This window comes from Chitinophaga polysaccharea, assembly GCF_007829335.1.
GTDB classification, from domain to species: Bacteria; Bacteroidota; Bacteroidia; order Chitinophagales; family Chitinophagaceae; genus Chitinophaga; species Chitinophaga polysaccharea_B.
Genome location: NZ_VIWO01000004.1, coordinates 400,047 through 424,553 on the forward strand (window position 1 = coordinate 400,047; position 24,507 = coordinate 424,553).

A 24,507-nucleotide genomic window follows, 5' to 3' on the forward strand; every position below is an offset into this window, starting at 1 on the left:
GTACTTGAAATTTATCAGATAGTCCATTTCCACTTTTTTAAACACCTTATTATCACTACAGGTAATATCGAGTACAATAATATAATACTCCAGTTTTGCCAGCTAATAGAGGTGATTTCAAGCGCTAATCGTACCGGCGTTGTCCAATAGGCCACGAACGACAGGATAACGCAGCCCGCTATGGAATACCAGATGGCTTGATTGCGAAATACATCTGTCTTATGGAATGCTATTTTCCGGTTAAAAGTCATATTGAATACCTGCAATAGCTGTGAAAAAATTAAAGTATAGAAGAGAATATTATTATAAACTGCATATTTCTGTTCCTTGTCACGAAGAATTAAATAGCTGGTGGCCACAGCAGCGAGGGTCGTAACAGTGATTATAAGGGAATAAACAAGTATAGCCATCCATCTTTTTTTATCTATTATTGGCGTTCCTGGTGGATATGGCTTCCGTTGCATAATTTGATCACCGCTGTAGCTCACCCCCAGTGCCAATGCAGGCATGACATCTGTCACAAAATTAATAAATAGGATCTGTAACGGGAGAAGCTGGAAAGGAAGGTTAAATAACGCGCATACTGTAAATGTCAGCAACTCGCTTAAGTTGCAGGATAATAGGAAGATCACATATTTCCGGATATTTTCGAGAATGATCCTTCCTTGCCTGACAGCGGAGACGATAGTTGTGAAGGCGTCATCTTTCAGGATCATGTCTGCTGCTTCCCGTGCTACCTGGGTGCCTCTTTGTCCCATAGCAACGCCAATATCAGCTTTTTTTAACGCCGGGGCGTCATTTACGCCGTCGCCCGTCATGGCTACTATCATTCTTTCATCCTGCAAAACGGCAATCAGTTGCTGTTTTTGTTCAGGACTCACCCTGGCAAATACGGTACTGTTCAACCACTTTTCCCGATCAGAGACTGTCAGCTGGTCATAAGGTTTCATCGCGCTGCCAGGCATCACTTCTTCCGTGGGAGTGGAAATGCCCAATTGTAATGCAATATTCTTTGCAGTTTCAGGATGGTCGCCTGTTATCATTACGATCCTGATGCCTGCTTTTTTGCATTCTTTGATTGCTTCCTTTACGCCCTCTCTCAGAGGGTCACTAAATCCAATAATTCCTGCCAGCGTTAAGTCATGCATGAAGTACTGTTCGTAGGCTGATGTTTCCCGGTAGGCAAACGCCAACATTCGGAAACCGGATTGTGCATGTTTTGTGGCAATGGTTTTCCATTGTTCTCTTTCTTCTTCTCCCATTTGACTTTTCCCGTTTTCAGCTTCTACGGAAGTACAGTATTTCAATATTTCTTCCGCTGCGCCCTTGGCAGATACATAATACTGCCGGCGATCTTTTTCCTTGTGACGTGTAAACATGACTCTCGTTTCTGAAGAGAAAGGCAATTCGTCAATTTTGCTGAATGCCTGCTGGTATTGTGTCAATTTTGCACCTGACGCATGCACCATTTTAAGCAAAGCGATCTCCAGTGGGGATCCGGAAGTAGTTGAAACATCCCCGCCCGGTTGATAAACCGCCGTATTGCATAATGCAGAAATTTTGCATAAATGGTCATAAGCAATTGCCCTGGAAATACAGTTGTTTTCCATCCAATGTATAGAAGTACCTGTAGCATCAATCTGGACATGCGCTGAAAGATCTGGAATATGAATAAGAGATACTTCAATATTATTTTTAGTAAGCGTACCTGTCTTATCTGTGCAAATAACATTTATTTCGCCGAGTGTTTCAACGGCAGATAGCTTTTTAATGATGGCTTTATGTTTGGCCATTCGCAATACTCCAAAAGACAACACCAGGGTAGTTACAACGGGTAGTCCTTCTGGAATAGCCGCAACTGACAATGCTATTGCTATCTTTATTACTTTCGTGACAGGCGTTCCGTAAAAGAAGCTGCCGGTAAGGATTACAATAATTAGCGCCAACGTTATCCAAATCAGTTTTGTACTTAATTGGCGAACTTTTATCTCCAATGGCGTCGCTGTTTGTTCTGATTGCTGAACAATATCAGCCAGCTTTCCAACCTCAGTTTTTATTCCTGTATTTACAATGATGGCTAACCCATTTCCTTTTGTAACCAAAGTCCCTTTGTATAACATATTATGTCTTTCAACTAATGCTGTATTTGCAGGCAACGGGTAACATATTTTATCTGCTGGAAATGATTCACCCGACAGCATTGATTCATCGACCTGAAGCTGCTTGGAGTTAATGATTCTGGCATCGGCAGTTACCATTCCACCTGTTTCAACGAAGAGCAAATCTCCTGGCACTAATAAGTCAGATTTTATTTCTACCATCTGTCCATCCCGGATTATCCTCGCATGGACAATATTTAATTTTTCCAGTGCTTTGATGGAGCGGTGCGCCTGGTATTCCATCAGGAATCCGACAATAATATTCAATATAATTACTATCAGTATCGCAAATCCGTCCAGCCATTCTCTGAAGAAAAATGAGAGAATCGTGGAGATGCCCAGTAATAGCGTGAATGGACTGGTAAACTGCCGCAGTAATATTAATAGCGCCTTGTTTTTTCTAGCGGTGATGACATTGTTGTAGCCATATCTGATCAACCTTTTTGCGGCTTCTTCCCTTGTTAACCCCGATGTACTATCTGTTGCACAAACTTTTGCAATAGTATCGGCATCCAACGCCCAATATTTGTTGTTTTCTTCATTTTGAGATGACAGCATTTTTCCTGTTTATCATTTTTATGACATTATACCTTCTGTAGCACCCTGCTTAGTGATATACTGGCTGTTGCTGCAATTGTTTTTAGGCTGTCGTTATTACTTTGCCGGGCCATTTCTTCCGGATCTGCAATGCATATCTCCACCTTCCCATCGTCATGTTGCTGTATTACCACATTGCAGGGAAGCAACAGGCCTATTTTTTCATCGGCACATAGCGCTTGGTATGCCAGCTGCGGATTGCAGGCGCCCAGGATAGTATAATCTCTGAAATTAACGTCAATTTTCTTTTTTAAGGTGTCTTTTACATCTATGGTAGTGAGAACGCCAAAGCCTTCACTTTTTAATGCTGCTGTTATTTTTTCAATAGCCTCGGTAAAAGATAAGGCAACCATTTTACATAGTTGTACATTCATAAAATAACTTTTTTATTAGCCAAATATTCAATAAACACGCCAGCTGCCCAATGATTCCAATCAGCGTATCGGGTGATATCTGTCAGGAAAAAAAAGGGTATGTCTATTGTTATTTTTGAGGGCTATTGTACGCCAATAGCCCCGTTGTCTTTATGTTAATTGCAGCTATACCGTATGTTGATAAACGAGTAGGTGCCTAGCTCAATGAAGTCGGCAAGTGAAGCTCCTGGATCCAGAACTCTGCCATTTTTTACTGGAGCGCTTATACCGAAGGCGAGCGGAAGCCCATGTTTATTATAGCTTTCCCCCTTTATGGGGTTGTTCAGGCTGTACATCCTGTCGAGGAATTGCCATACAGGATGTGTCAGATGCATGTTGACCTTATTATCGTAACCACTAATGATAAGGCTGTCTTCTTCAGGGAAAGTAGCTGACTGATACACCACCTTTACTAGATTTCCTTCCTGGTTATAGGTGTAGTACCTGGTAAGCCGACCGTAGATCCAGCCTATTGAGTCTATTGTTTTCGTTATTCTTCCCATTTCATCATATTCAAATGCTGCATAGCCGCGGATAAACTGATTAGGCGCAAAGGGAGAAGGCCTGGGAACTTCTCCCAGTAAACCAAATTGAAAAATGCTGTCAAATACAATTCGGTTTCCACGGTAATAGTACCGATGCCAGGTCTCAAATTCATTACTGTTGGGGTATAGGGTAATGTAGTCTGTAAGCCGGTTATTTTTATCATACCTGAACTGGTAGTTAGGGAACCCGGTGCTTGGAAATGCCCTGGTGACAGTTATGGGATTACCTGCTATATTGTAGGAAAAGGACACGGTATCAATAGGCCCATTAAAGTTGCCGGTAATACTTAAAATATCGCAATGTGGTCCGGGAAAATGAATGCCCGGTTCTTTCCTGCAGCCGGTGTTGACGAAATTGATAATGGCAATGTAAATAAAGAGCTGTGTAAACGAGATTTTGGCCATAAAATGAAGTTTAATTGGGGTGTTAAATAACTGAACCTGGCGAATAGCTGATTTCTCAATGGGCTGGCGTTGCTTTTCCGTGCGTTTGCAAAATTATAGTAGTATTAATAGGAGATAAATGATCCTGATCATGTTTGTGGTCAAATTTGGCCGTGGGAAGAAAAAAATATTACTTAATAAAGGATAAATTTGTCTTTTATTTTATTCCTTATTAACTTTGTATCATCCAAAGCAGGGAAACTGTTCTCAAAAGCATATGAATTAGCTTTTTTATTGTGACGAAGTGATGCCAAAAGAATAAAGGAGAGGAGGACAGTTGATATTCCGGTTGGAGAGAATTTTTGGTAATGATCAGGGAAAGTGCTACTTTATTATGAGTTTAAGAGCCAAAATAACCAATATAGACGATATTCAGTTACTGGTAGATAGTTTTTACGCTGCAATCAGGAAGAATGAGCTGTTAGGCCCGATTTTCAACGGGATCATACAGGATCGCTGGCCGGCACACCTGGAGAAAATGTACCGCTTCTGGCAAACGGTGCTGTTGGAGGAACATACCTATAACGGCAGTCCATTTCCACCCCATGCTACTTTATCAGTCAATAAACAACATTTTGATACCTGGTTGACCATATGGCACCAAACCATTGATGACCATTTTGAAGGCGACATTGCGGAAGAGGCTAAATGGCGGGGTGTGAAAATGGCGGGAATGTTCCTTTCCAAGATTGAATATTACAGCACCAACGGCGGAAGGCCATTGGTATGATATATACAACGCTCATAGTTTACATCAACTAAATAGAAGCATTATGGATATCAATCAACAAACCATCGTAGGAATGCTGGTAGCGGCCGACTACCGAACAGCAACCATTTTCAAAAACCGCGGTATTGATTTTTGTTGCAACGGTAACCGCAGTATTGCAGATGCATGCGAGAAGAAACACCTGGATGCTGACAGGCTGATTTCCGATTTACAGGAGGTAGCCGCACAGACCAACAATGCCACTGCCGATTACAACACCTGGCCGCTTGACCTGCTGGTGGATTATATAGAGAAAAAACATCACCGGTATGTGCGGGAGAAAATCATGGAAATAGCGCCATTCCTCCATAAGGTGAGGAGAGTGCATGGTGAAAGTCATCCTGAACTGAAAGAAATCGAGATCCTTTTCCAGGAGAGCGCAGAGGAGTTGACCGCTCATATGCATAAAGAAGAAGCAGTGCTGTTCCCTTTTATCAGGAAAATGGTAGCGGCAGGAGAAACTCCTCTTCATACCTCTTTTGGTACAGTGCAGTATCCCATTCATGCGATGATGCAGGAACACGAAAATGAAGGAGAGCGTTTCCGCCTTATTGCTGCACTTACCAATAATTACACCCCTCCCGAAGATGCCTGTAATACCTACAGGGTTACCTATTCGTTGTTGAAAGAGTATGAAGCCGACCTGCATCTGCATATTCATCTCGAGAATAATATCCTGTTCCCCAAGGCCATTGCGCTGGAACAGAAGCAATTAGCCTAATAGATAACTGTTGCTTCAAAAAAAGTATTCTTTCGTATATCCCCAACTATATGCAGATAGACTACAATATACTGATTACGTATGGTGGCGTTGCCCGGAAGCTCCCCAAAGGCGCTATCATTTTTCATGAGGGGGGAACACCTCTTTTTTATTACCAGGTAGTGGAAGGGTCTGTAAAGATATTTACCAGCAACGCCGACGGCAAAGAATTAATACAGGGCATGTTTTCGGCTGGACAAAGCTTCGGCGAACCGCCCCTGATGGTGGGTAAATGTTACCCGACTACCGCACAAACCCTCACCTCATGCGTGGTCATAAGAATTGCCAGGGAGAACCTGTTGGAGATTTTGAAAAACTATCCTGAGATTACTGAAAAGCTGCTCTTTACCTTCGCAGAACGTATTTACAATAAAACAACAGCGGCCCAGGTATGGGTGAGCCCTACACCCGAAGAAAAGATCATGCTGTTTCTGAAACATTTGAATGTTCATCTTACCTCCGCTACCACAGACCTGGTACCTTACACACGGCAGCAAATTGCGGACTTTACCGGGCTTAGGGTAGAGACCGTTATCCGAACGCTCGTCCGCATGAGCAAGAAAGGAATGGTGAAAATCATCGATCACAAATTATATTACCAGTAATATGGACAGGCCGTTTGCCGGAAAATGGTTTCGATGGGGATTATTAAATTTGGCGATTGTAGCCCTGTACGGTACTCTAATGCGTTATAAAATTGCTTTTTCCCTTCCGTTCCTGGAGCAAAATAACTTGTTGCATGCCCATTCTCATTTTGCTTTCAGCGCGTGGATAGGCCATGTATTATACAGCGGGCTTGCGCTGGTGATCGCTCCCTTTGTTACCTCATCGCAGCAGAAAAGATACAGGCAATTGATTATGCTGAACCTGGTATGCTCATTCGGTATGCTGATAGCATTTTCCGTGCAGGGGTATAAGACGGTATCTATTTCCTTCTCCACGTTGACTATTGTTATTGGGATGGCATTTGCCGGTATCTTTCTCCGTGATGCAAAATATCTTCCTCTTAGACATCCTGCCAAACCCTGGGCAATAGCCGGCCTGTTACTGAACGTATTATCTTCCGCCGGACCGTTTTTCCTGGCCTATATGATGGCTACAAAAAATATTGACCATCGGTTTTATCTGGGTTCGGTGTATTATTACCTGCATTTTCAATACAACGGCTGGTTTTTCTTTGGAAGTATGGCGCTTGCGGCAGACCAGTTTCCTGCTGTTTTTGAGGGAGCTAAAAAGTATTTCCTGGTGTTTGTGATCGCTGTTATTCCTACTTTTTTTTTATCGATGCTATGGGCTAACTTGCCGGTCTGGCTATATGCCGTTACCGTTGCAGCTACTGTACTGCAGTTGTTAGCATGGATTATTTTTCTCAGGAAATCCTGGTTAATCTTCCGGCAGCAGCCATCAAGCTACCCCGGATGGATCAATTTCTTCTTCTGCGCGGCTACATGGGCGCTGACGATTAAATTTCTATTGCAAACCGTTTCTGTCATACCATCCCTCAGCCAACTGGTGTTCGGATTCCGCCCGGTTGTCATCGCTTATTTGCACCTGGTTTTACTGGGCGTATACAGTCTTTTCCTCATTGGCTATATGCTCGCCCATGGCCTTATAAAAACGGGTAAACGCACAAAAACCTTTTCTTTTCTATTTTTTTCAGGGGTACTCTTCAACGAATTGTTCTTAGCAATACAGGGATTCGCAGCTTTTTTTTATATGCCGGTTCCATATATCCGTGAGATGTTATTTGTTGCTGCATTGATACTGTTGGGCAGTGCCACAGTGTTATTTGTTTCGCAAGCTGGCAACCGGCAGTAGCCGTGGCTATATCTTTTGTTGCATTACCGCCGCGATAGCTTTTGCACGATATTTCATCTTGTCCGCATTAGGACCGGAGAAATGAGCATCAATGGTTTGGTCAAACAGCTCCAGCCACCGGCTAAAGTGTTCCGGTTTGGTTCGATGTTGCAAATGGATTTTACGATGTGTTTCCAGCGGATTCCCTTCATAATCGCCGGTGTAGAATAGTACATTTTCCCAGAAAGCACACATGGCAGGAAGATGCGCTTCCCAGTTAAAGGCCACCACTTTAGTAAAGAAAATACCCACTACAGGATCTGACTTTATCTTCCTATAAAATTCATCAACAACGACCCGGATGTCTGCTTTACTGGTGAGATCAGGTTTCATTTTGGTTTGACATTTAGTTGTTAGGCAGCATTATAAATCTCTTTTGTTGAATTTTCGCAGGGAAAAATAAAACGGTACCACCACCCACAAAGCAAGCAGGGAAAAAGAGAGTAATAACCCCCAGCTGTTTCCGAAGAAATGCTGGAAAATAGCCCCGGTATAGCCCATCATGGCCGATACATCCAGCCTTAGTAACATTAGTATGCGGCATAGGTCAACGGGACTTAATGCACTCAATATCACGATGGGCTTTTCGATCGGGTAATCTGAAAACTGGAAAAACAGGAATAATACTAATCCATCGAATAGCAACGCAAAGTATAGCCACAGCATAATGGAAATACCGATACCTTTTGCTTTATCTCTTGTAAGAATGCTGGCCAGGAATGCAATGGCCACAAAAATCACCGAGAGCAATGAACCCGATATGATCATGATCAGCGCCGTGCCCAGGTCCGTAAAGATGAGCAAGGGGATGCCGATTCCTACGATGTAGGCCACTGTCATGCTTAGGGACAAGCCGGTGAACAGGGCTTTCCATATCATGCTTCGCTTTACAGGATGACTCAATAGCAGCTCAATGAATTCTGCGCTATTGTACACGTAAATGGTTGCAAATAGTACAGACACGAGGGGTACAGTCAGTAACACAATATTAAGCATCGTGACCAGCCCTTTGGCGGTATTGTCTTCCAGGCTAAAAGCGCTCCAGGAGAATAATGCCAGCATAATGGTGTAGGCGATCACAATTTTCGTTTTTAGAATATCCAGCGCCACATATTTTAATATACGCATCATACAGTCTGTGTTTTTAGCAGGTGAACAATGGACTGGGCGATCGTATCCTTGCCGGTGTCTCTTTTTAGCTCCATTGTATTTTTATGTAACATCAGTTTGCCATCCTGGATGAAAATGACCTGGCTCACAATACCTTCCAGTTCGCTTAAAAAGTGTGAGGTAATGAGAAGAAGGCTGCCGGCTTTTTTGGCGGCAATGATCTTTGTTTTCAGGATTTCAGCCGCCACAGGATCCAGGCCGGCGGTGGGCTCATCCAGTATGAGTACCTCTGGCCGGAACATAAAGGTGAGGGTAGCGCTTACTTTTTGTGTGGTACCGCCGCTGAGTGTGCGCATTTTTTTATGGAGCATCTTGCCGATCTCAAATTGCTCGTACAGGTCGTTATCCAGTACTTCATTGCTGTTGCGGATGCCTTTTATCATATCAATTACCTGGCCGATGGTCATGTTTTCCGGGTAGCGGCCAATCTGTGGCATATAACCTATATGCTTCCTGTATTCGTTATTATGCTTTATATTTTGACCGTTGAAGATAATGTCTCCTTTTTCGGGTAGCACCATGCCCAGGATGGATTTGATAAGTGTAGTTTTGCCGCAGCCATTGGGGCCGATAAGGGCAATACACTGTCCTTTTTCGAGCTTCAGATCCAGGTTGTCTAAAGCCTTTAGCTTGCCAAAATGTTTGGTGATATGTTTTATTTCAATCATAATTTGTAAGGAATCATGCGTGGTGTATTATCCACGAAGTTTTCGGGGGTAAGGCTCGGCATTATTTTTTCTGATTTATCCAACAGGTTTACCATGAAGCTCTGATAGAGCAGCATGGCGGGCGGGTTCTTTTCTACAATCACTGCGTATAAACTGAGCGGATGAAAAGGAACATCCCCGATTTTATCTTTATCCAGGTCATAGCCCTGGTATTTATCCCAGTAGTTTTCGCTGAAGTGATTGAGGGTCAATGAACCATTGGTAGTGACATCGAAAGTATTGCCGATGAAATTATTTTCCCTGATGATATTATCCATACAATTGGCTTGCATCCGCATTCCCCAGCCATTTGCACGGAAGATATTGTGTTCAATGGTAATGCGGTTGGAGCCATCGAAGAAAATACCGGTAGTATTGCGTAGGAATTTATTGCCGGAGAGATAGCAATCTGTTAACTCCTTGAATAATACGCCATAGGCCGCATCTCCCCAATTTTCTTCAAATGTGTTGTTTATCATGGTCACTCTTTTGGTAAACATGACTGCTACACCGGCGCCGTTGTTTTTAAAATAATTGGTGATATAGGCGTCGTCGTTGGAGAACATAAAATGCAGCCCATAGCGGAGGTTATGGTGAGAAATATTCCGCCAGATGACGGAGTGTGTCACAAACTCAAAGTAAATACCATCTCTATGGCCGGCAATGCGATTGCCAATTATTTGCAGGCTGTCGCCCTTCCAGCAGTGGATGCCATTACCCGATTCATGTTCTTCTTTTTGAGAAGCCGTTATAACATTGTTTTTGATGGTACAGTGGGTGGCATATTGCAGGTATACGCCAAAGTAGTTATCAATTAAAACGTTATCTTCTATCTGCACATTTTTTGCGTCGTACACTTTTATAGCACCGGGATCGCTCATAACGGCGCGTCCTGAGTGCTGGAGCTGGAACCCTGTAATCGTTACATCATTGCTTTTTACTGAGATAATTTCGTATTTCAATTCACCATCCAGCACGGGCATACCGGTGCCTGTAAAACAAATGGGTTTATCTATGATCAGATTGCCTTCCCGATAGATGCCTTTTGTAACGATAACGGTATCGCCATTTCGACAGGCAGCCAGCGCGGCTTTGATAGTGGGATAGTGCTGCCCTTTCCCCGCGTAGCGTGTAGCTGCCCATAAGCGTGAGGTGCCTGCATATAGCAGCATTATCAAAGCAAAGGAGCGATATAATTTACTGTTCATGACCATGATGAAGACTGCCTGAAGAAACAGCGGTACTTAATGTTTTCCAATCCACGGCGCTGGTCCCATACCTGGCGGCCTGTGCGTCGGCAGCAGATTTTGTGGCGAATGCGGCGATATTTCCTCCCATCGGGCTTCTCAGCGATTCATGTACTACATACCATGCAGTGGTGGCATCTATCAATTCATGCTCCTTTTCAAAGTTTCCGGTATAGTAGTTCCCGATATACTCCTTTCCCAGCCCGGAGATGTAGCTTAGCAGGCAATGCATGTCGTCAAATTTATATACCCTGCCTTTCCGGGTAGTTACTTCTCCCATGAAGCGGCCGTCGGAGATAGACATTTTGCAGAAGTCGCAGGCATCTTTGTGAAGATTAATGGGGTCAGGGCCGTTATTGCTGCAGGAGGTCAGTATAAACAGGATACTTACTGCGGCGGCTGCACTTTTGGGATTCCTGCGCAATTGTCCTAACACGCTGGCTTCCTTCAGAACCGCTATGAGCAGTAGCAGGCCTGCGCCAACAAACAGCCATCCACCGATGTAAGGGACCGAGTAGGCGCCGAAGTTGAGTAATTGTTTAAAGCCGATCAGCGGTGGTTGATAAGCCATGCCCGGTACTTTGATGGCAGCATTGGGATCGAGGTGGTGGCCGTAGTCATATTCCCATTTCCAGAAGTCAGCCATGGCAACAATGCCGAATAACACAAATGCAGCAAAAACGATATATAATCTTCTTTTTCTGAAAAAGACAGCGGTGGTGGCAAACAGCAGTGCAAAAAACACAATGATGTATGGTAAAACGGTGAATTCGATGAAGTCGGCTGTATGCAATCTTTTCATCCCTATATAGTGGTTCAGACCATTAATAATATCTATATCCCCGGCTATTTTATTTGCCCATATCCGCAAACATAGCCCTTCCGGGTATTGGGGAGCATCCAGGTAAATACTCCAGATTGGCACAAACAGGGAAGCGGCCAGCGATAACGCTGCTGCAAAAAGCAGCATCCTGGATATGATTGAAGGTTTATTTTCCATAAGTCTTTTTTTTTGCACTCTGTTGAGGCTCGATAGTCGTTACCGGAATAAAATCCGTTTAAAAAGGGCAACAGGTTAGTAATTCTTGTTGCCCTTTTTGTGGGGTAGGCCAGGATAGTAGATCTTACGTCATTATTTGGTAGCCGTAAGGTTGTTTTTAAGTTTATCTCCGAGGCTATAAGTTAACGGCACGCTGCTTCCTTTAGGTGAAACCCGTACGTATCCTTGCATTTCCTGGTGGAGGGCAGAGCAGAAATCGGTACAATAGATAGGGAATATGCCTGTTCTGTCGGGCGTCCACTTTAAAGTAGTGGTTTCACCTGGCATAACGAGTAATTCCCCATTGGCGGCGCCTTTAACGCCAAATCCGTGCGGCACGTCCCAATCCTGTTCCAGGTTGGTGACATGGAAGTATACTTCGTCGCCCATTTGTATGCCTTCGATATTATCCGGGGCAAAGTGGGAACGTATAGCGGTGATATATACGTGTACCTGGTTGCCCTGACGCACCACTTTGGCTTCCCCTTCTCCCTTGGTGGCATAAGGGTGTTTATTGCTGTTGATATCGAAAATCTTGAGCTGTTTATCTTTTATCAGGGATGCGGGTACCGCCTGCGCATAGTGGGGTTCGCCGATAGTAGGAAAGTCGAGAATGAGCTGCATTTTGTCGCCGCTGATATCGAACAATTGTGCGCTTTGCGATAACTCGGGCCCTGTGGGCAAGTAGCGGTCTTTGGTAATTTTGTTGTAAGCCACGAGGTATTTGCCAAACGGTTTTTTGGTATTACCGCCCGGAATCATCAGGTGACCCACAGAATAGTAGGTAGGTTGCCTGTCTAATACTTTTAAATCTTTAATGTTCCATTTTACTACTTCTGACGAAACGAAGAAGGAAGTATAGGCGTTGCCGTTTCCGTCAAACTCCGTATGCAAAGGGCCTAACCCTGGTTTTTTCACTTCGCCGTACAGGGCAGCTTCATACTTTATCACGGGTAAGCCGGCATATTTTTCAGGCTCAAATGCTTTGTCGGCAATGGCTTTCTGTATTTTATCGTAGCTGAAAACCGGTAGTAGGGCTGCCAGCTTACCGCTGCCTACAATATATTCCCCGGTTGGGTCTACGTCGCAGCCGTGAGGGGATTTAGGGCAGGGGATGAAGTAAACAATATCGGGAAATTCGGATACATCCAATACGGTTACTTCATTTTCCATTTCAGAAGTAGCTGTATGTGTTTCTTCATTGTATTTGTTGTGGGCGTATTTTATGGACTGTTTTTTACCTTTACCCGCTTTTACATATTCTTCGGCCTTTTTCCAGTTAACGGCCATGATAAAGTCTTTATCCCGCTGGGAGGCATTTACTTCCAGCAGGGTATTAGCTTGCTCGGAGTTATAACAGCTAAAGAAAAACCAGCCATTTGATTTTCCTTTGCCGGCCCGGGCCAGGTCGAAATCTACGCCGGGGGTCTTTAGCTGGAAGGCAATGGCCATATTGCCGGTATTTTTATCTACACTTACAAAGCTGATATGACCTTTGAAATTTTCTTTGTAAGAGCTGATGGGCACATCACCGGCCTCGCCATCTTCTGGCACGCTAAAGCGAGTGCCGGCCACAATGTATTCTGAGTTTTCTGTACCAAAGGGGGAGCTGTGGTTGCCGGCGCTGTTGGGTAGTTCAATAATTTCGGTAGTACGGAATGTCTTCAAATCTATCCGGGCCAGTCGAGGCGTATTGTTACCATTTACAAATACCCATTTGCCATCTGCTACGCCATCAGTCATCGACATTTCCACGTGGTGCAGGTCGTCCCAGGGAACAAAGCCATGAGAGGTATTCAGCATAGGTTTGGTTTCTTCGCTGTATCCCCATCCTTTTTCAGGATCTACGGAAAATACGGGAATAACACGCAGCAAACGGCCGCTGGGTAAACCGTACACGGCCAGCTGCCCGCTGAAACCCCCAGATACGAAGTTGTAAAATTCGTCGTATTTGCCGGGAGCTACGTAGGTTTTGGAAGCCGCATCGCCGCTTACTGAATTGCTGGTTCCTTTAGGCTTACATGAGGTGATGTACAGTGCTGCAGCGGCAAGCATACAGATGGACAAGTTTCTGGTAGACATTGGTATATAATTAAGTATGAAGATTGAAATAGAAGGGTTCACTTTCTATTTATTTTGCGCCATCGTTCTGGCGCATAAACTCAACGATATCTCGTGCCTCCTGCTCCGCCAGGTTTTGATTTGGCATACGCACCAAACAGATCTCCAGTTGTGCCTGTACTTCAGGGTCTTTGTTGATCATCGGATCGGGATTGGTGATAAAGTTCATGATCCAGTAGGCGGGGTGCCTGCTGGTAACACCTTTCCAGCCTGGTCCTACCAGTTTCTCTTCGCTGGTTTTGTGACAGGAAAAACACTTTGTTTCGGCGATCGATTTGCCTTTGGCAGCCATTGACGCATCGAGTGTCCCCACTGTAACATTGCTGGCGTCGTATTTACCTTCACCACGTTTGGGATCATAGGAGCCAGGATCGGTTGCAGCACTTTTAGGCTGTTCAGATGATGCGGTAGTAGTGGTGGCGGATGCAGATTCATGGCTGCTGCCTCCGCATGCTGCTATCAACAGCGCGGCTGCAATGCTTAGGGTTGTGATGATTTGCTTGTTCATTTTAGGTGCTTATTTTATCCAAAAGTAGCCTGCGCCTGGCAGGTGGCTTTATGACTGAGATCATAACACTTCGGATATTTTGGAGGTAACTTGCTGCATTTTAACAAGTTTATAAATGCACCTTTCTCTTGAGATGGGGAGCGTTTGCATGAACGCTTGCAAGCGGACAATTACTGTATCAAAAACGCACATTTATTATTTTTATATATTTGTATATTATTGATTTTTAGTTTAATAAGTTAATGGCATTTTTCTTGGCGCCAGGCTACGTCATTCTTGTTCAACTTTAATATGATATCTGCGATGTTGAAAAACTATTTGAAAACAGCCTGGCAAAATTTGCGTGGTAATAAAGCCTATGTCGCCATTAACACAATTGGGTTAGCGGTAGGCATCGCAGCCTGCCTGCTTATCTTCTTATTAATTCAATATGAAACAAGCTTTGATAATTTCCATAAAAACAAAGACCGCATTTATAGGGTGGTATCAGCTACCCAAACCCCGCAAGGCGTGAATTATTCGAAAGCCAGCGCCTTTCCAGTGGCAGAGGCGCTGCAAATAGATTACCCGCAACTGGAACACGTAGCCCGCGTATATGGACGGGAGAATAAGCAGATAACGTTGCCCAATGATAAAGTGGATGCTACGCAAAAGAAATTCAAGGAGAATGTATTTTTTGCCGAACCTGAATTTTTCGACATATTTAATTTTCCGTTCCTGGCGGGTGATGCAAAAACGGCGCTATCGGAGCCAAATACAGTGGTACTTACAGCGGAAAGAGCCGATAAGTATTTCGGGGATTGGCATACCGCTATAGGGAAGTTCATTAAGTACGATAATGGCCAGCTTTGTAAGGTAACTGGTATTCTGGCAGATATTCCGGTTAATACAGATTTCCCGTTACAGGTGGTGTTTTCCTTTAAATCTGCCGGCCAGGAAGACATTTTAAGGGACTGGGCAGGCCTTGACGGATCTTTAAACACGTTTGTCGTGCTGCCCAAAAACATGTCGGCACAGCAATTCGATAATGATCTTAAAACTTTTGTAAAAAGGCATACGCCTGTTGAATATGCCAACCAGGGCTATCAATTGCAGCCGTTGAGCGGTATACACTATGACAGTGAATTCGGGACCTACACGAGGGGGACCTTCAGTAGGAAGCTGATTACTGCCTTGGCTTTAATAGGTTTATTCCTTTTAGTGATTGCCTGTATAAATTTTATCAATCTTGCTACAGCCCAATCCATCACCCGTTCAAAAGAAGTTGGAATCCGGAAGGTATTAGGCAGCAGCAAAAAGCAGCTGGTGATGCAGTTTCTGAGCGAAACTTTTCTCATTACATTTGCTTCGGTCGTACTGGCCATCATCTTTGCATTCCTTGCATTGCCCTTGTTTAATAACCTCCTGCAAACACCATTGGCTGTACAGCCCAATTTCCAGCTGATGCTATTCTTATTCGGTATACTCATTGCCGTTACCCTGTTATCAGGCGTTTATCCTGCCATTATTCTATCAGGGTATAATCCTATCACCGCCCTGAAGAGTAAATTTGCCAGTACGAAGGCGGGCGGACTTTCGGTGAGGCGGGCGCTGGTTGTTTTTCAGTTTGCTACTGCGCAAGCCCTGATTATAGGAACATTAGTGGTGGTAAGCCAGATGAACTTTTTCCGGAACGCCCCCCTGGGTTTTGATAAGGAGGCCGTTGTGATAGTACCCATGGCTAATGATACCGCACGCCTGTCGAAAACGGATGCATTGAAAATGGAGTTGGAGCAACTGCCCGGGATAAAGAGTGTGAGTGTCAGCGCGTTTAGCCCGATAGATAAAGCGGGTTGGGACAGTGATTTTAAATTTGATAATGCAGTGAAGAAATCAGGCTTCAAAACGGAGTTTAAATGGGCCGATGCCGATTACTTTAAAACGTATAATATCCGGTTTGTTGCGGGGGCACCGTATACCCAGGCAGATACTGTAAATGGGTTTGTGGTAAATGAACTGATGGTGAAAAAATTGGGGTTTAAAAATCCGGAGGATGTTCTCGGGAAGAAAATAAGTTTTTTTGATGGAAATATGGTAGCGCCTATTGTGGGCGTAGTAAAGGATTTTAACGGCAGCTCCCTGGAAAAGGAAAGAACGCCTATCGCGCTTGGTTCTTACAAATTGGTATGCGGGTTAATGAATATAAAGATAGCACCGCAACGTGCGCAGGAAACGTTGGCAGCCATAGAAAGGATTTGGTCAAAAGCCTATCCCGATTTTATCTACGAGTACCAGTTCCTCGATGATAAGATTACCAGCCTTTACAAACGGGAAAGCCAGCTCTCTCAATTGTATCAAATATTTGCAGGCATCGCCATATTTATTTCCTGTCTTGGTTTATATGGCTTCGTGTCCTTCATGGCAGTGCGGCGCACCAAAGAAGTTGGTATCAGGAAGGTAATGGGGGCATCCGTCCTCAACATCGTTTATTTAATTTCTAAAGAATTTACCCTGCTTATTGGTATTGCCTTTTTAATTGCCAGCCCACTGGCCTATTATTTTATGCATCGGTGGCTGCAGAATTTTGCCTACAGGATAGAAATAGGCATTGGGATATTCCTATCTACTATTCTGATTGCCGAAATTATTGCATGGCTCACCGTGGGCTACCAGGCAATAAAGGCCGCAGTGGCCAACCCGGTGAAGAGCCTGAGAGCGGAATGATGATGGGTGGATGCCAATATTTTGCCTAACAGTTTTTATTTTCCATGTGATATGTAGTAATTTGCGCCATCCAACTACGGTATAGCATTATGGCACTGATAAATATCAATGGAATCAAACTGAATATAGCTGTCAAAGGAACAGGTAGCCCTGTGATCCTGGTACACGGCGTGGGTGGCCAGCATGGACATCTGTCCTCCCTGATCGACCGGCTTTCTTCACAGTTCAAAACGATTGCCTTCGACTGCCGCGGGCATGGGGAGTCGGACAAACCCGCGCAGTATACCCTGGGAGATCATGTGAAGGATGTTATTGGAATAATGGACTATTTTGAATTGCCCGTTACCTCCTTACTGGGGATTTCTATGGGCTCTTATATTGCCCAGGGTGTGGGTATTGCCGCGCGGGAGAGAATTGATAAGCTGATCCTGACGGTTCCTAAATCCAATGGCCTTACCTCGTCCGTGCACCGGCTGATGGGCGAACATGCTGCTGCGCTGCAGGGATTGAGTTTACATGACATTTTTTCCTACCTCTTGCCGTATTTTACTTACGATGCGGAAGCTATGAGAGCGCATATGGAGATATTTGACACGCAGTTATCTCCAGAGGAATTTGCGGTTGCCAACAAAGCATTAGCAGGCTTTGATTTTAGAGAAGAGCTGTACAAAGTCACCGCGGAAACATTGGTGATCAGCGGGAAATATGATGGACTCAATTCGCCGGAGGAAGGAAGAGAATGCGCCAGGCTGATTCCCCGGGCCAATTTTATCGAAATGCCCTATTCCGGTCATGCACCCATGTACGAAGAGCCCGAAGCTTACATGAAAGCAGTGGAAACTTTCTTGTTAAAGGCGCCGCTTCCTTAATTTCCCTTTCTCGTAAATACTTTTCAGCAATACGAAAACAACCCGGTCTGCAGGAAATATACCGCCCCGGAAGGTGAGTGCCTTCCGGGCATTTCGATTGTCATTTGCTCAAAATAAGTTCCTGTAAAGTATTGAATCCGTCAGTACCATAGCCGCTGAAAATAATTTCACCTTTTTTATTAATAATCATGTAAGTGGGATAGTGTGTAATATCGAGTTCGCCTATAATGGTATTCTTATACTTCGACATGTCGGCAAATACCTGCGGCCATTCTATCTTGTTCTTCAGAAAAATATCTTTTGCTTTATCTGTTCGTTCGGGTTTGTCGACGCATATACTAAGGAAATTGAATTTGTCCCTTGTCTGATTATGTAATGCCTTTAATGCCGGCAGCTTTTCTATACATGGGTTACACCAGGTACCCCAGAAATCGACGACCAGCTGATTGGAAGGGTTTTTGAAGTAAGGGGCAAGTATTTTTAGTGAATTTGGAGATAACTGTATGGGTTGCAAGCTATCTTTTAAACGATGTAAATATGCATATTGCCAGTTATGATCGATGCTGTCGATTCGATATAGTTTTGAGCTTACGCTGAATGTATCCCCTATTTTATACTCATCTTTGTAGCATACATTTTTTATTATTTTGTTCTGATGAAATGCCCCATTCTCGATGATTTTAATATTTAAACCAATGCTATCGGGAGATGAATATTTTTGTTTGGAAAAGTAAAGATGGGCGTTGGAAAATTCGGCGATTCTCGTTTTTTCATAAGAAATAAATAGGGGCATTTGATTTAGCCGGTTGTCATAAAAAGTAAGATTCTTGTTCTTAATCGGCATAAGATAGAATTCTAATGGTACTTTTATTACCTTGTTATTGATGCAGTAAGGATAATTTATGGTTATTCTTGGGATGGCGCTGCCCGGGACGTTTTCCTTGGTCCACTTTTTTAAAGAGTCTATGAGATAAGATAAATTAATTTCCTTGTCAAGGTCAAGTAACGGGTTACAGCGCCTTAGCAGGGATACTGTTAATGTATCATGTTGACGCCTGGTTAGAATATATAGTGCATCCGGGAGTTTGGGGCAGTTGGCCCGTTCCCTTTGCATCTCCCATTTCCACAGAATGCTGTCCGGCATTGAATTATCCGTTCCCCATATCTGATCTGCCTCTGTCATAAATATATTTAGTGGACCATCCTGGAGGTTTTTCAACGTATCCAACCGAATAGCCATTTCCGGATATGTTTGCTGAGCCTTAGACGAAAAGCCACAGAGTACGGTGCCCAAAAATACTATGAATCTCAAATAATACATTATTAATGGTGTTTTAGCTAGAAAAGTAAGCATCTTCTGTCTCTCAATAAATAAGAAACAAAAGATGCTGATGTAATGTTCAGACAAGATGATGCCTTATCATATACTGCTTAAGACTTACAGGTGTGCGAATCCCCATCACACTTTACACCAATGGTAAAGGTGTGAGTATCGTCCCAAATAAAGGAGCAATCTCCGGTGGGACTTGAACAGGAAACAGATCCATTTGCACAGTTCTGTGTATAAGTGCAACTTCCCGTTCCACTGCCGCTTCCATCACCGCCCATTACATTTTTCAATTGTTCCCTGGTGAGCAGTTCTTTGGCGCCCAGATCCAGCGCGGTTAATTTCAATTTTTTCATGTTTCAATTTTTTTGGTTTAAGAATAACGACGCGTTTTAAATGTGCGCCGAACAAATCTACAGGGTTTCATTCCGGTATATTCGAAACGAAAAAATTGTTACTCCTTGCAGATCTCAAAAACGGCTCCAGGTGAAAAGCAGAGATTTTCTACGGTGTTCATTGTTTTGAGTTGATTTCTTTCCAATACTTCTCCATACCTGAGAAATAAACAACTGATCATTTCCCCATCTTCCTCGTAAAAATAGGTCCTTTTAGTACGGTCATATTTTATAGGAAAGCCCATGGCTTTCATTTCCATCAGGATTTCAGAGAGGGTAGTTTTGCTGATATTGTTCCGCCGGGCAAACGATTCGAGGTCCCCGGTGGCTTTATGCCGGATCACGTAGTCGATGTATTGTATTCTTTTGAAATGTTTTATGATTGCCATTTGCAATAATTTGTGGGTTGTTAACTATTTCGAACCAACGGAAGTATATTTGACTGCGTTGTTGATAAGACGGTCCATTAACCGGGTATTCCGGGTAATTACAATGGCCTGCGCCTGTAGCCCGGTTTTGTAAGCCACAGCCAAATGATTGTTGGTGACCAACCCATTGTCCAGCCTCACGGTTGCCATAAATCCACTGTCGGAGGCTACCTTTGATACATAGTTGACGGTAGCCTTTACAAAGCCGGCTTCCTGGTAGGGGTAGGCTTCAAAGCGTAACTGTACCGCCTGCCCGGTGTCTACCTTTCCGAGGTTGGCCTGTGGTAATTGCAGCTCCGCAAAGTATTGACTTCCCCCGGGGTCGATATAGCCAATTGTTTTTCCCTGGAGTAAGAATTGGTTTTCCTGCAGTGGGGTGGTATATACTACTTCCCCCGCGATGGGGGCTATAATGATATATTTTCTTTTCCACTCATCAACGATGTTTTTTAACGATTGTAAGGCTTGCTGGAAAAGTACTTTCTGCTGTAAATAATCATGTTTTAACTGGTCCATCTCCTTTATTTTATCTCTTTTTTGGGCATCATTGGAAAGGAGGGTGATGTTTAGCTGGGGAATGCCCATTTTCTTGTTAACCAATTTGCTTTTCTCAACTCTGAATTCTTCTTTGGCGATCACCTTACCCTCAAATAATTCCTTGTTCATATTAAAGCTTTCTTCCGCCAGTTGCTCATCTTGTTTCATTAATTCCAGCTGTTGCTGGAGTGTTTGCCGGGTCTGGTCCATCGTTTCCACATCCAGCTGCAAGGTGGCCGTTTTCCTGGCGTAGAATCCATTAACAATATAGTCGTCAAATTTTTGCAGGGCTGTTATGAAATCGCCATACGGCTGTTGGATTTCACCCAGGTTATTATATTGCCTGGAGAAGCAATGAACCACTTTCTCAAATTGCCCGCGGTTAAGTAAGGAGATACCGCTATCTATCTGCAACGATAGTTGCAGAATATCCTGGTGATTGGCATTACTTTCCATTAGCCCCAGCACTTCGTTTTTTAGCACTTTTTTCCTGTTGAAGGTTAACAGGGATACCAGTCGTCCTTCTTGCCTGACAATAATTTCCTTGGGTGCATTGGTGGCCGTTAATATGGCACGGGCCTCTATGATGTCAGGATATTTTATAAACCAGGTAATGGAGAACAGGAAAACCAGGATGAGCAAAAACAGGTATAATGCCCATTTTTCCAGGAAGCCGGGTTTGCGGCTGATAATTTCCTGCACCATTTCCGAGCGCTGGGCGATGTGGTACACCGTTTCGCCCATGCCAGCGTCGGCGGGAAGAGCAGGTGTGGTATGATTGTTTAAGACTTCGTCAATCATCGTTCATGTTTTTTATTACATACCTAGTTCCAACTGGTTTTTGACCAGCTCATAATACATTCCTTTGCTTTCTGTTAGAGAAGCATGGGTACCTTCTTCTACTATTTTCCCATTGTGGAGAACGATTATTTTATGCGCATTTTTAACCGTGCTGAGTCGGTGTGCCACTACCACCACCGTTCTGCCGTGGAAGAACCGTTCTAAATTTTCTACAATCGCTTTTTCATTGTTGGCGTCAAGTGCGTTGGTCGCTTCATCAAAAAAGAGATACTGTGGATTTTTATATATGGCCCGGGCTATTAAGAGCCGTTGCCGCTGGCCCTGGCTTACGCCTGCGCCTTCCGCGCCCAAAAGCGTGTTGAAGCCATTGGGCAAGGTTTCTATGAAGGGAAGGATATTGGCGATTTTGCAACTTCTGATTAACCTGTCATGATCAACATACTCATCACTCACCGCAATATTCCGGGCAATGGTATCATTGAAAATGTATCCATCCTGTAATACCGCTCCGCATTGCCTTCGCCAGAAAGAGGGGCTGATATACTTGAAGTTATTTTCTCCCACTTTTATTTCCCCTTCGTATTGCTCATAAACCTTCAACAGTAATTTAATTAACGTGGTTTTACCGCTGCCGCTGGCGCCCACTATGGCGGTTACACGGCCATCAGGGATAGTCAGGGTCAAATCTTCCAGTACAGGATCATTACCGGCGGCAGGATAGGTAAACGACAAGTGGTTGATTTTTATCGCATGCTTTTCCGGGAGCTCGGCGATAAATGATTTAGTAACAGGCTCTTCATCTTCCATATTATGTACCTCATTTAGCCGCTCCATACTTATTTTGGCATCCTGTATACTTTGTGATAACCCGATGAATTGTTGTACCGGTCCGCTTAATTGACCAATGATATATTGGATGGCGATCATAGCGCCAAAAGTCAGCTGCCCCTGTACCACCAGTTGCGCCACCGTAAAACTGATGATGATATCTTTTCCCTGGGTAATGAATAGTGCCCCGGCCGACTGCCACTGCCCATAATTGAGGCTTTTGAAGGTAAGCTTGAAAACTTTTGCCTGTATATTTTCCCATTCCCATCTTTTCAGGTGTTCAGCATTATTTAGCCGTATTTCCTGCATACCTTGCACCAGTTGCAGCGTAGCATTATTTTCCTTAGCAGAAATATGAAATGATTCATAGTTGATCTTCCGCCTTATCTTCATAAACAACCGGATCCAGAGGAAGTATAAGGTACTTCCCAGCGAAAAGATCAGGAATAACGGCACACTATAGGTGATCAGGATGATAGCATATAAGAAAAAATTGAACACAGAGAAGATGGTGCTCAGTGCCTGGCCGGTCAGAAAACTCTGTATTTGTTTATTGTCGCCAATGCGCTGGATGGTATCTCCCGTGTGATGGGCGTCGAAATAGGCCAGGGGGAGCCTGGTCAACTTTATCCAGAAATCTGACAGGATGGAGATGTTCACCGTATTGGATATACGCAACTGCAACCGGCTCCTGATGAATTCTATCACGTTGCTGCTGAAAGTAAGCGTGAGCTGGGCTATAAGTACAATGGTGATGTATTGCATATTGCGGGTATTGATCCCTGTATCTACCATGCTCTGGGTAAGAAAGGGGAGTATCAGCTGTAACAGCGATCCGATTAACAGCGATATAAATACCTGGGTAATGGGCCACCTGCTGGAACGGAGATAACGGGTAATAATGCTCCAGTTCAGTTTATTTTCCTTTTCTCCCTCTTCTTCATAAAATGCTGTAGAAGGCTCCAGTAGCAGCACGGTACCAGCCTCTTCTTCTCCATTTTTCTTATTTGATAACCAGTAGGTTAGAAATTCCTTATTGGAATAGTTAATGATCCCCCTGGCGGGGTCCGCAATCTGCGCTTTTCGCTTGTTGATAGATACCAGTACCACAAAATGGTTTTGGTTCCAATGCAATATAGAAGGATGGGCTATCGTCAATAGTTTGTTGTGGGATATCTGAACGCCACGTGTTCTGAAGCCTATTTTTTCTGCAGTTTCGCTAATGCCCAGCAATGATACACCCTGCTTACTGAAGCCCGCTTTTTGACGAATGGTATCGGCATTGTAATGCCGGCCATAGTGTTTGGCTACCATTCGCAGGCAAGTGGGCCCACAGTCCATTGCATTCAGTTGTTTATAAAAGGGAAAACTCATTATCTATTTAATATTTGATATAGAAATCATTACAACAGGCATTCTTTTAAAACATCTTTTTCGTTAACTGCCATCCAGATGATATTTAGCGGATTTAAATCCGTTAGAAACCTTTTCTTTTGTTGTTTTATATATTTAATCCTTTGGCGATATTCGTCATTTTGTATCATTTCGATCATACGCGCCGCCGCCTCCAGCGGCTCTTTTACGTTAACTCTGACAAATGCCCGTTCATCAATAAAGTTTTCCAGGTTCAGACATCCGTCATAAAAGCAGAGCGTTTCGGTAATAAGCGGGTCTACGATTTTTTCAGTGAAGTAGCCATTTTCAAAAGAGTTCTCGCTAATGAAGTGGTATTTATAGGACCATAGCCCATCATATTTTTGTACGATTTCCCCTTTGTATTTGGTTAGCTGCTCATGAAAACTGCTACCATAATTTTTCCCCCATATATCCAGTCCCTCTTCAATGACCTGATCGAGGACATTGACCATTCGAAGACGATAAAAATGACCTTCCATGAAATTGAGGTCGCTGGTAACGCAGGAAAACAACTTAGTTTTCCGGATACGGATGCCGTTGCCACCGTGTTGACGGGGCCCATATATTTCCGCCGGCCAAAAGGGCAAGGGCAGGTACATGGCCTCCGTACGTGCGCAAGGGTTATCATGCCTGTTGGAAGACGCCGGGGGCTCTGTCAGGAAAGTAATGGCTTTCCTGCTGTCGTACCCCGGGAAGTCTTTATGGGGCCTGGTTAGAATAACCAGCCTGTCATAGTCGTCGTCTGCAACAAACTCCACATTTTTCCATGATAATTTTCCTCTGCCATACCGCTTTAATGTATCCAGGTAGTTTGTATCATGCTCCCAAAAACAGGTGACCCTTACTTTTATTTTCATATTATATTTT

At 43.8% G+C, this 24,507-nt stretch carries 22 protein-coding genes; 6 read left to right on the forward strand and 16 right to left on the reverse strand.

Annotation, left to right across the window (positions count from 1 at the left end):
- Window positions 1–14: 14 nt before the first annotated feature.
- The 3 genes from FHW36_RS16220 to FHW36_RS16230 form a co-directional block, all read right to left on the reverse strand.
- Window positions 15–2,717 (reverse strand): cation-translocating P-type ATPase, encoded by a 2,703-nt coding sequence (locus FHW36_RS16220; RefSeq protein WP_145670611.1) that lies wholly within the window; start codon window positions 2,715–2,717, stop codon window positions 15–17.
- A 26-nt stretch (window positions 2,718–2,743) separates the two neighbouring features.
- Window positions 2,744–3,130, reverse strand: coding sequence for a DUF302 domain-containing protein (locus tag FHW36_RS16225; protein WP_145670612.1), 387 nt, complete (start codon window positions 3,128–3,130; stop codon window positions 2,744–2,746).
- Between the two features lie 155 nt (window positions 3,131–3,285).
- Window positions 3,286–4,119 (reverse strand): hypothetical protein, encoded by an 834-nt coding sequence (locus FHW36_RS16230; protein ID WP_145670613.1) that lies wholly within the window; start codon window positions 4,117–4,119, stop codon window positions 3,286–3,288.
- Between the two features lie 373 nt (window positions 4,120–4,492).
- On the opposite strand from FHW36_RS16230, the gene FHW36_RS16235 reads away from it, so the two are divergent.
- The 4 genes from FHW36_RS16235 (at window position 4,493) to FHW36_RS16250 (ending at window position 7,505) form a co-directional block, all read left to right on the forward strand.
- Entirely contained in the window at window positions 4,493–4,888 is a 396-nt protein-coding gene (locus FHW36_RS16235; protein WP_145670614.1) for a group III truncated hemoglobin, read from the forward strand.
- 43 nt (window positions 4,889–4,931) lie between these two features.
- Window positions 4,932–5,648 carry an iron-sulfur cluster repair di-iron protein gene (ric, locus tag FHW36_RS16240; RefSeq protein WP_145670615.1) on the forward strand — a complete coding sequence of 239 codons (717 nt, stop codon included), beginning with the start codon at window positions 4,932–4,934 and terminating at the stop codon, window positions 5,646–5,648.
- A gap of 50 nt (window positions 5,649–5,698) precedes the next feature.
- Window positions 5,699–6,292 (forward strand): Crp/Fnr family transcriptional regulator, encoded by a 594-nt coding sequence (locus FHW36_RS16245; RefSeq protein ID WP_145670616.1) that lies wholly within the window; start codon window positions 5,699–5,701, stop codon window positions 6,290–6,292.
- Between the two features lie 79 nt (window positions 6,293–6,371).
- On the forward strand, window positions 6,372–7,505 hold the full coding sequence (locus tag FHW36_RS16250; protein WP_246121169.1) for a hypothetical protein: 1,134 nt from the start codon (window positions 6,372–6,374) through the stop codon (window positions 7,503–7,505).
- A gap of 6 nt (window positions 7,506–7,511) precedes the next feature.
- Here the strand turns inward: FHW36_RS16250 and FHW36_RS16255 are convergent, their stop codons facing one another.
- From FHW36_RS16255 to FHW36_RS16285, 7 genes are all read right to left on the reverse strand, one after another.
- Window positions 7,512–7,877, reverse strand: coding sequence for a group III truncated hemoglobin (locus FHW36_RS16255; RefSeq protein WP_145670618.1), 366 nt, complete (start codon window positions 7,875–7,877; stop codon window positions 7,512–7,514).
- A gap of 30 nt (window positions 7,878–7,907) precedes the next feature.
- Window positions 7,908–8,675, reverse strand: coding sequence for an ABC transporter permease subunit (locus FHW36_RS16260; RefSeq protein WP_145670619.1), 768 nt, complete (start codon window positions 8,673–8,675; stop codon window positions 7,908–7,910).
- The gene (locus FHW36_RS16265; protein ID WP_145670620.1) at window positions 8,672–9,382 is read right to left on the reverse strand and encodes an ABC transporter ATP-binding protein; all 711 of its coding nucleotides are present in this window, start codon (window positions 9,380–9,382) and stop codon (window positions 8,672–8,674) included. Before FHW36_RS16265 ends, FHW36_RS16260 begins: the two co-directional genes overlap by 4 nt.
- The gene (locus tag FHW36_RS16270) at window positions 9,379–10,629 is read right to left on the reverse strand and encodes a nitrous oxide reductase family maturation protein NosD (RefSeq protein WP_222429098.1); all 1,251 of its coding nucleotides are present in this window, start codon (window positions 10,627–10,629) and stop codon (window positions 9,379–9,381) included. Before FHW36_RS16270 ends, FHW36_RS16265 begins: the two co-directional genes overlap by 4 nt.
- Window positions 10,619–11,668, reverse strand: a complete 1,050-nt coding sequence (locus FHW36_RS16275; RefSeq protein ID WP_145670621.1) for a nitrous oxide reductase accessory protein NosL — start codon at window positions 11,666–11,668, stop codon at window positions 10,619–10,621. The genes FHW36_RS16270 and FHW36_RS16275 overlap by 11 nt, the downstream gene beginning before the upstream one ends.
- A 132-nt stretch (window positions 11,669–11,800) precedes the next feature.
- Window positions 11,801–13,789 carry a Sec-dependent nitrous-oxide reductase gene (gene nosZ / locus FHW36_RS16280; protein ID WP_145670622.1) on the reverse strand — a complete coding sequence of 663 codons (1,989 nt, stop codon included), beginning with the start codon at window positions 13,787–13,789 and terminating at the stop codon, window positions 11,801–11,803.
- Window positions 13,790–13,838: 49 nt separating this feature from the next.
- Entirely contained in the window at window positions 13,839–14,336 is a 498-nt protein-coding gene (locus FHW36_RS16285) for a c-type cytochrome (RefSeq protein WP_145670623.1), read from the reverse strand.
- Between the two features lie 303 nt (window positions 14,337–14,639).
- Here FHW36_RS16285 and FHW36_RS16290 point away from each other — a divergent pair, with 303 nt between their 5' ends.
- Both FHW36_RS16290 and FHW36_RS16295 read left to right on the forward strand, forming a co-directional pair.
- On the forward strand, window positions 14,640–17,039 hold the full coding sequence (locus FHW36_RS16290; protein WP_145670624.1) for an ABC transporter permease: 2,400 nt from the start codon (window positions 14,640–14,642) through the stop codon (window positions 17,037–17,039).
- A gap of 89 nt (window positions 17,040–17,128) precedes the next feature.
- Window positions 17,129–17,908, forward strand: coding sequence for an alpha/beta fold hydrolase (locus FHW36_RS16295; RefSeq protein ID WP_145670625.1), 780 nt, complete (start codon window positions 17,129–17,131; stop codon window positions 17,906–17,908).
- Between the two features lie 100 nt (window positions 17,909–18,008).
- Here the strand turns inward: FHW36_RS16295 and FHW36_RS16300 are convergent, their stop codons facing one another.
- The 6 genes from FHW36_RS16300 to FHW36_RS16325 form a co-directional block, all read right to left on the reverse strand.
- Entirely contained in the window at window positions 18,009–19,262 is a 1,254-nt protein-coding gene (locus tag FHW36_RS16300; RefSeq protein ID WP_145670626.1) for a TlpA family protein disulfide reductase, read from the reverse strand.
- 77 nt (window positions 19,263–19,339) lie between these two features.
- Entirely contained in the window at window positions 19,340–19,591 is a 252-nt protein-coding gene (locus tag FHW36_RS16305) for a hypothetical protein (RefSeq protein ID WP_145670627.1), read from the reverse strand.
- A gap of 98 nt (window positions 19,592–19,689) precedes the next feature.
- A complete protein-coding gene (locus FHW36_RS16310) occupies window positions 19,690–20,019 on the reverse strand; it encodes a hypothetical protein (RefSeq protein ID WP_145670628.1) in 330 nt (109 codons plus the stop codon).
- A gap of 24 nt (window positions 20,020–20,043) precedes the next feature.
- Entirely contained in the window at window positions 20,044–21,396 is a 1,353-nt protein-coding gene (locus FHW36_RS16315) for an HlyD family secretion protein (protein WP_145670629.1), read from the reverse strand.
- Window positions 21,397–21,411: 15 nt separating this feature from the next.
- Window positions 21,412–23,598, reverse strand: a complete 2,187-nt coding sequence (locus FHW36_RS16320) for a peptidase domain-containing ABC transporter (RefSeq protein ID WP_145670630.1) — start codon at window positions 23,596–23,598, stop codon at window positions 21,412–21,414.
- A 29-nt stretch (window positions 23,599–23,627) separates the two neighbouring features.
- Window positions 23,628–24,497: a glycosyltransferase family 10 domain-containing protein gene (locus tag FHW36_RS16325; RefSeq protein WP_145670631.1), complete on the reverse strand. Its 870-nt coding sequence runs from the start codon at window positions 24,495–24,497 to the stop codon at window positions 23,628–23,630.
- Window positions 24,498–24,507 lie beyond the last annotated feature (10 nt).

What these genes read in the sequence shown, in the direction of transcription:
- FHW36_RS16230 (WP_145670613.1), bottom strand. Translation starts at nt 4,119, where the DNA reads ATGGCCAAAATCTCGTTTACACAGCTCTTTATTTACATTGCCATTATC.
- FHW36_RS16245 (WP_145670616.1), top strand. Translation starts at nt 5,699, where the DNA reads ATGCAGATAGACTACAATATACTGATTACGTATGGTGGCGTTGCCCGG.
- FHW36_RS16225 (WP_145670612.1), bottom strand. Translation starts at nt 3,130, where the DNA reads ATGAATGTACAACTATGTAAAATGGTTGCCTTATCTTTTACCGAGGCT.
- FHW36_RS16295 (WP_145670625.1), top strand. Translation starts at nt 17,129, where the DNA reads ATGGCACTGATAAATATCAATGGAATCAAACTGAATATAGCTGTCAAA.
- FHW36_RS16305 (WP_145670627.1), bottom strand. Translation starts at nt 19,591, where the DNA reads ATGAAAAAATTGAAATTAACCGCGCTGGATCTGGGCGCCAAAGAACTG.
- FHW36_RS16265 (WP_145670620.1), bottom strand. Translation starts at nt 9,382, where the DNA reads ATGATTGAAATAAAACATATCACCAAACATTTTGGCAAGCTAAAGGCT.
- FHW36_RS16320 (WP_145670630.1), bottom strand. Translation starts at nt 23,598, where the DNA reads ATGAGTTTTCCCTTTTATAAACAACTGAATGCAATGGACTGTGGGCCC.
- FHW36_RS16235 (WP_145670614.1), top strand. Translation starts at nt 4,493, where the DNA reads ATGAGTTTAAGAGCCAAAATAACCAATATAGACGATATTCAGTTACTG.
- nosZ (WP_145670622.1), bottom strand. Translation starts at nt 13,789, where the DNA reads ATGTCTACCAGAAACTTGTCCATCTGTATGCTTGCCGCTGCAGCACTG.
- FHW36_RS16315 (WP_145670629.1), bottom strand. Translation starts at nt 21,396, where the DNA reads ATGATTGACGAAGTCTTAAACAATCATACCACACCTGCTCTTCCCGCC.
- ric (WP_145670615.1), top strand. Translation starts at nt 4,932, where the DNA reads ATGGATATCAATCAACAAACCATCGTAGGAATGCTGGTAGCGGCCGAC.
- FHW36_RS16260 (WP_145670619.1), bottom strand. Translation starts at nt 8,675, where the DNA reads ATGATGCGTATATTAAAATATGTGGCGCTGGATATTCTAAAAACGAAA.
- FHW36_RS16270 (WP_222429098.1), bottom strand. Translation starts at nt 10,629, where the DNA reads ATGAACAGTAAATTATATCGCTCCTTTGCTTTGATAATGCTGCTATAT.
- FHW36_RS16290 (WP_145670624.1), top strand. Translation starts at nt 14,640, where the DNA reads ATGTTGAAAAACTATTTGAAAACAGCCTGGCAAAATTTGCGTGGTAAT.
- FHW36_RS16325 (WP_145670631.1), bottom strand. Translation starts at nt 24,497, where the DNA reads ATGAAAATAAAAGTAAGGGTCACCTGTTTTTGGGAGCATGATACAAAC.
- FHW36_RS16285 (WP_145670623.1), bottom strand. Translation starts at nt 14,336, where the DNA reads ATGAACAAGCAAATCATCACAACCCTAAGCATTGCAGCCGCGCTGTTG.
- FHW36_RS16310 (WP_145670628.1), bottom strand. Translation starts at nt 20,019, where the DNA reads ATGGCAATCATAAAACATTTCAAAAGAATACAATACATCGACTACGTG.
- FHW36_RS16300 (WP_145670626.1), bottom strand. Translation starts at nt 19,262, where the DNA reads ATGCTTACTTTTCTAGCTAAAACACCATTAATAATGTATTATTTGAGA.
- FHW36_RS16275 (WP_145670621.1), bottom strand. Translation starts at nt 11,668, where the DNA reads ATGGAAAATAAACCTTCAATCATATCCAGGATGCTGCTTTTTGCAGCA.
- FHW36_RS16255 (WP_145670618.1), bottom strand. Translation starts at nt 7,877, where the DNA reads ATGAAACCTGATCTCACCAGTAAAGCAGACATCCGGGTCGTTGTTGAT.
- FHW36_RS16250 (WP_246121169.1), top strand. Translation starts at nt 6,372, where the DNA reads ATGCGTTATAAAATTGCTTTTTCCCTTCCGTTCCTGGAGCAAAATAAC.
- FHW36_RS16220 (WP_145670611.1), bottom strand. Translation starts at nt 2,717, where the DNA reads ATGCTGTCATCTCAAAATGAAGAAAACAACAAATATTGGGCGTTGGAT.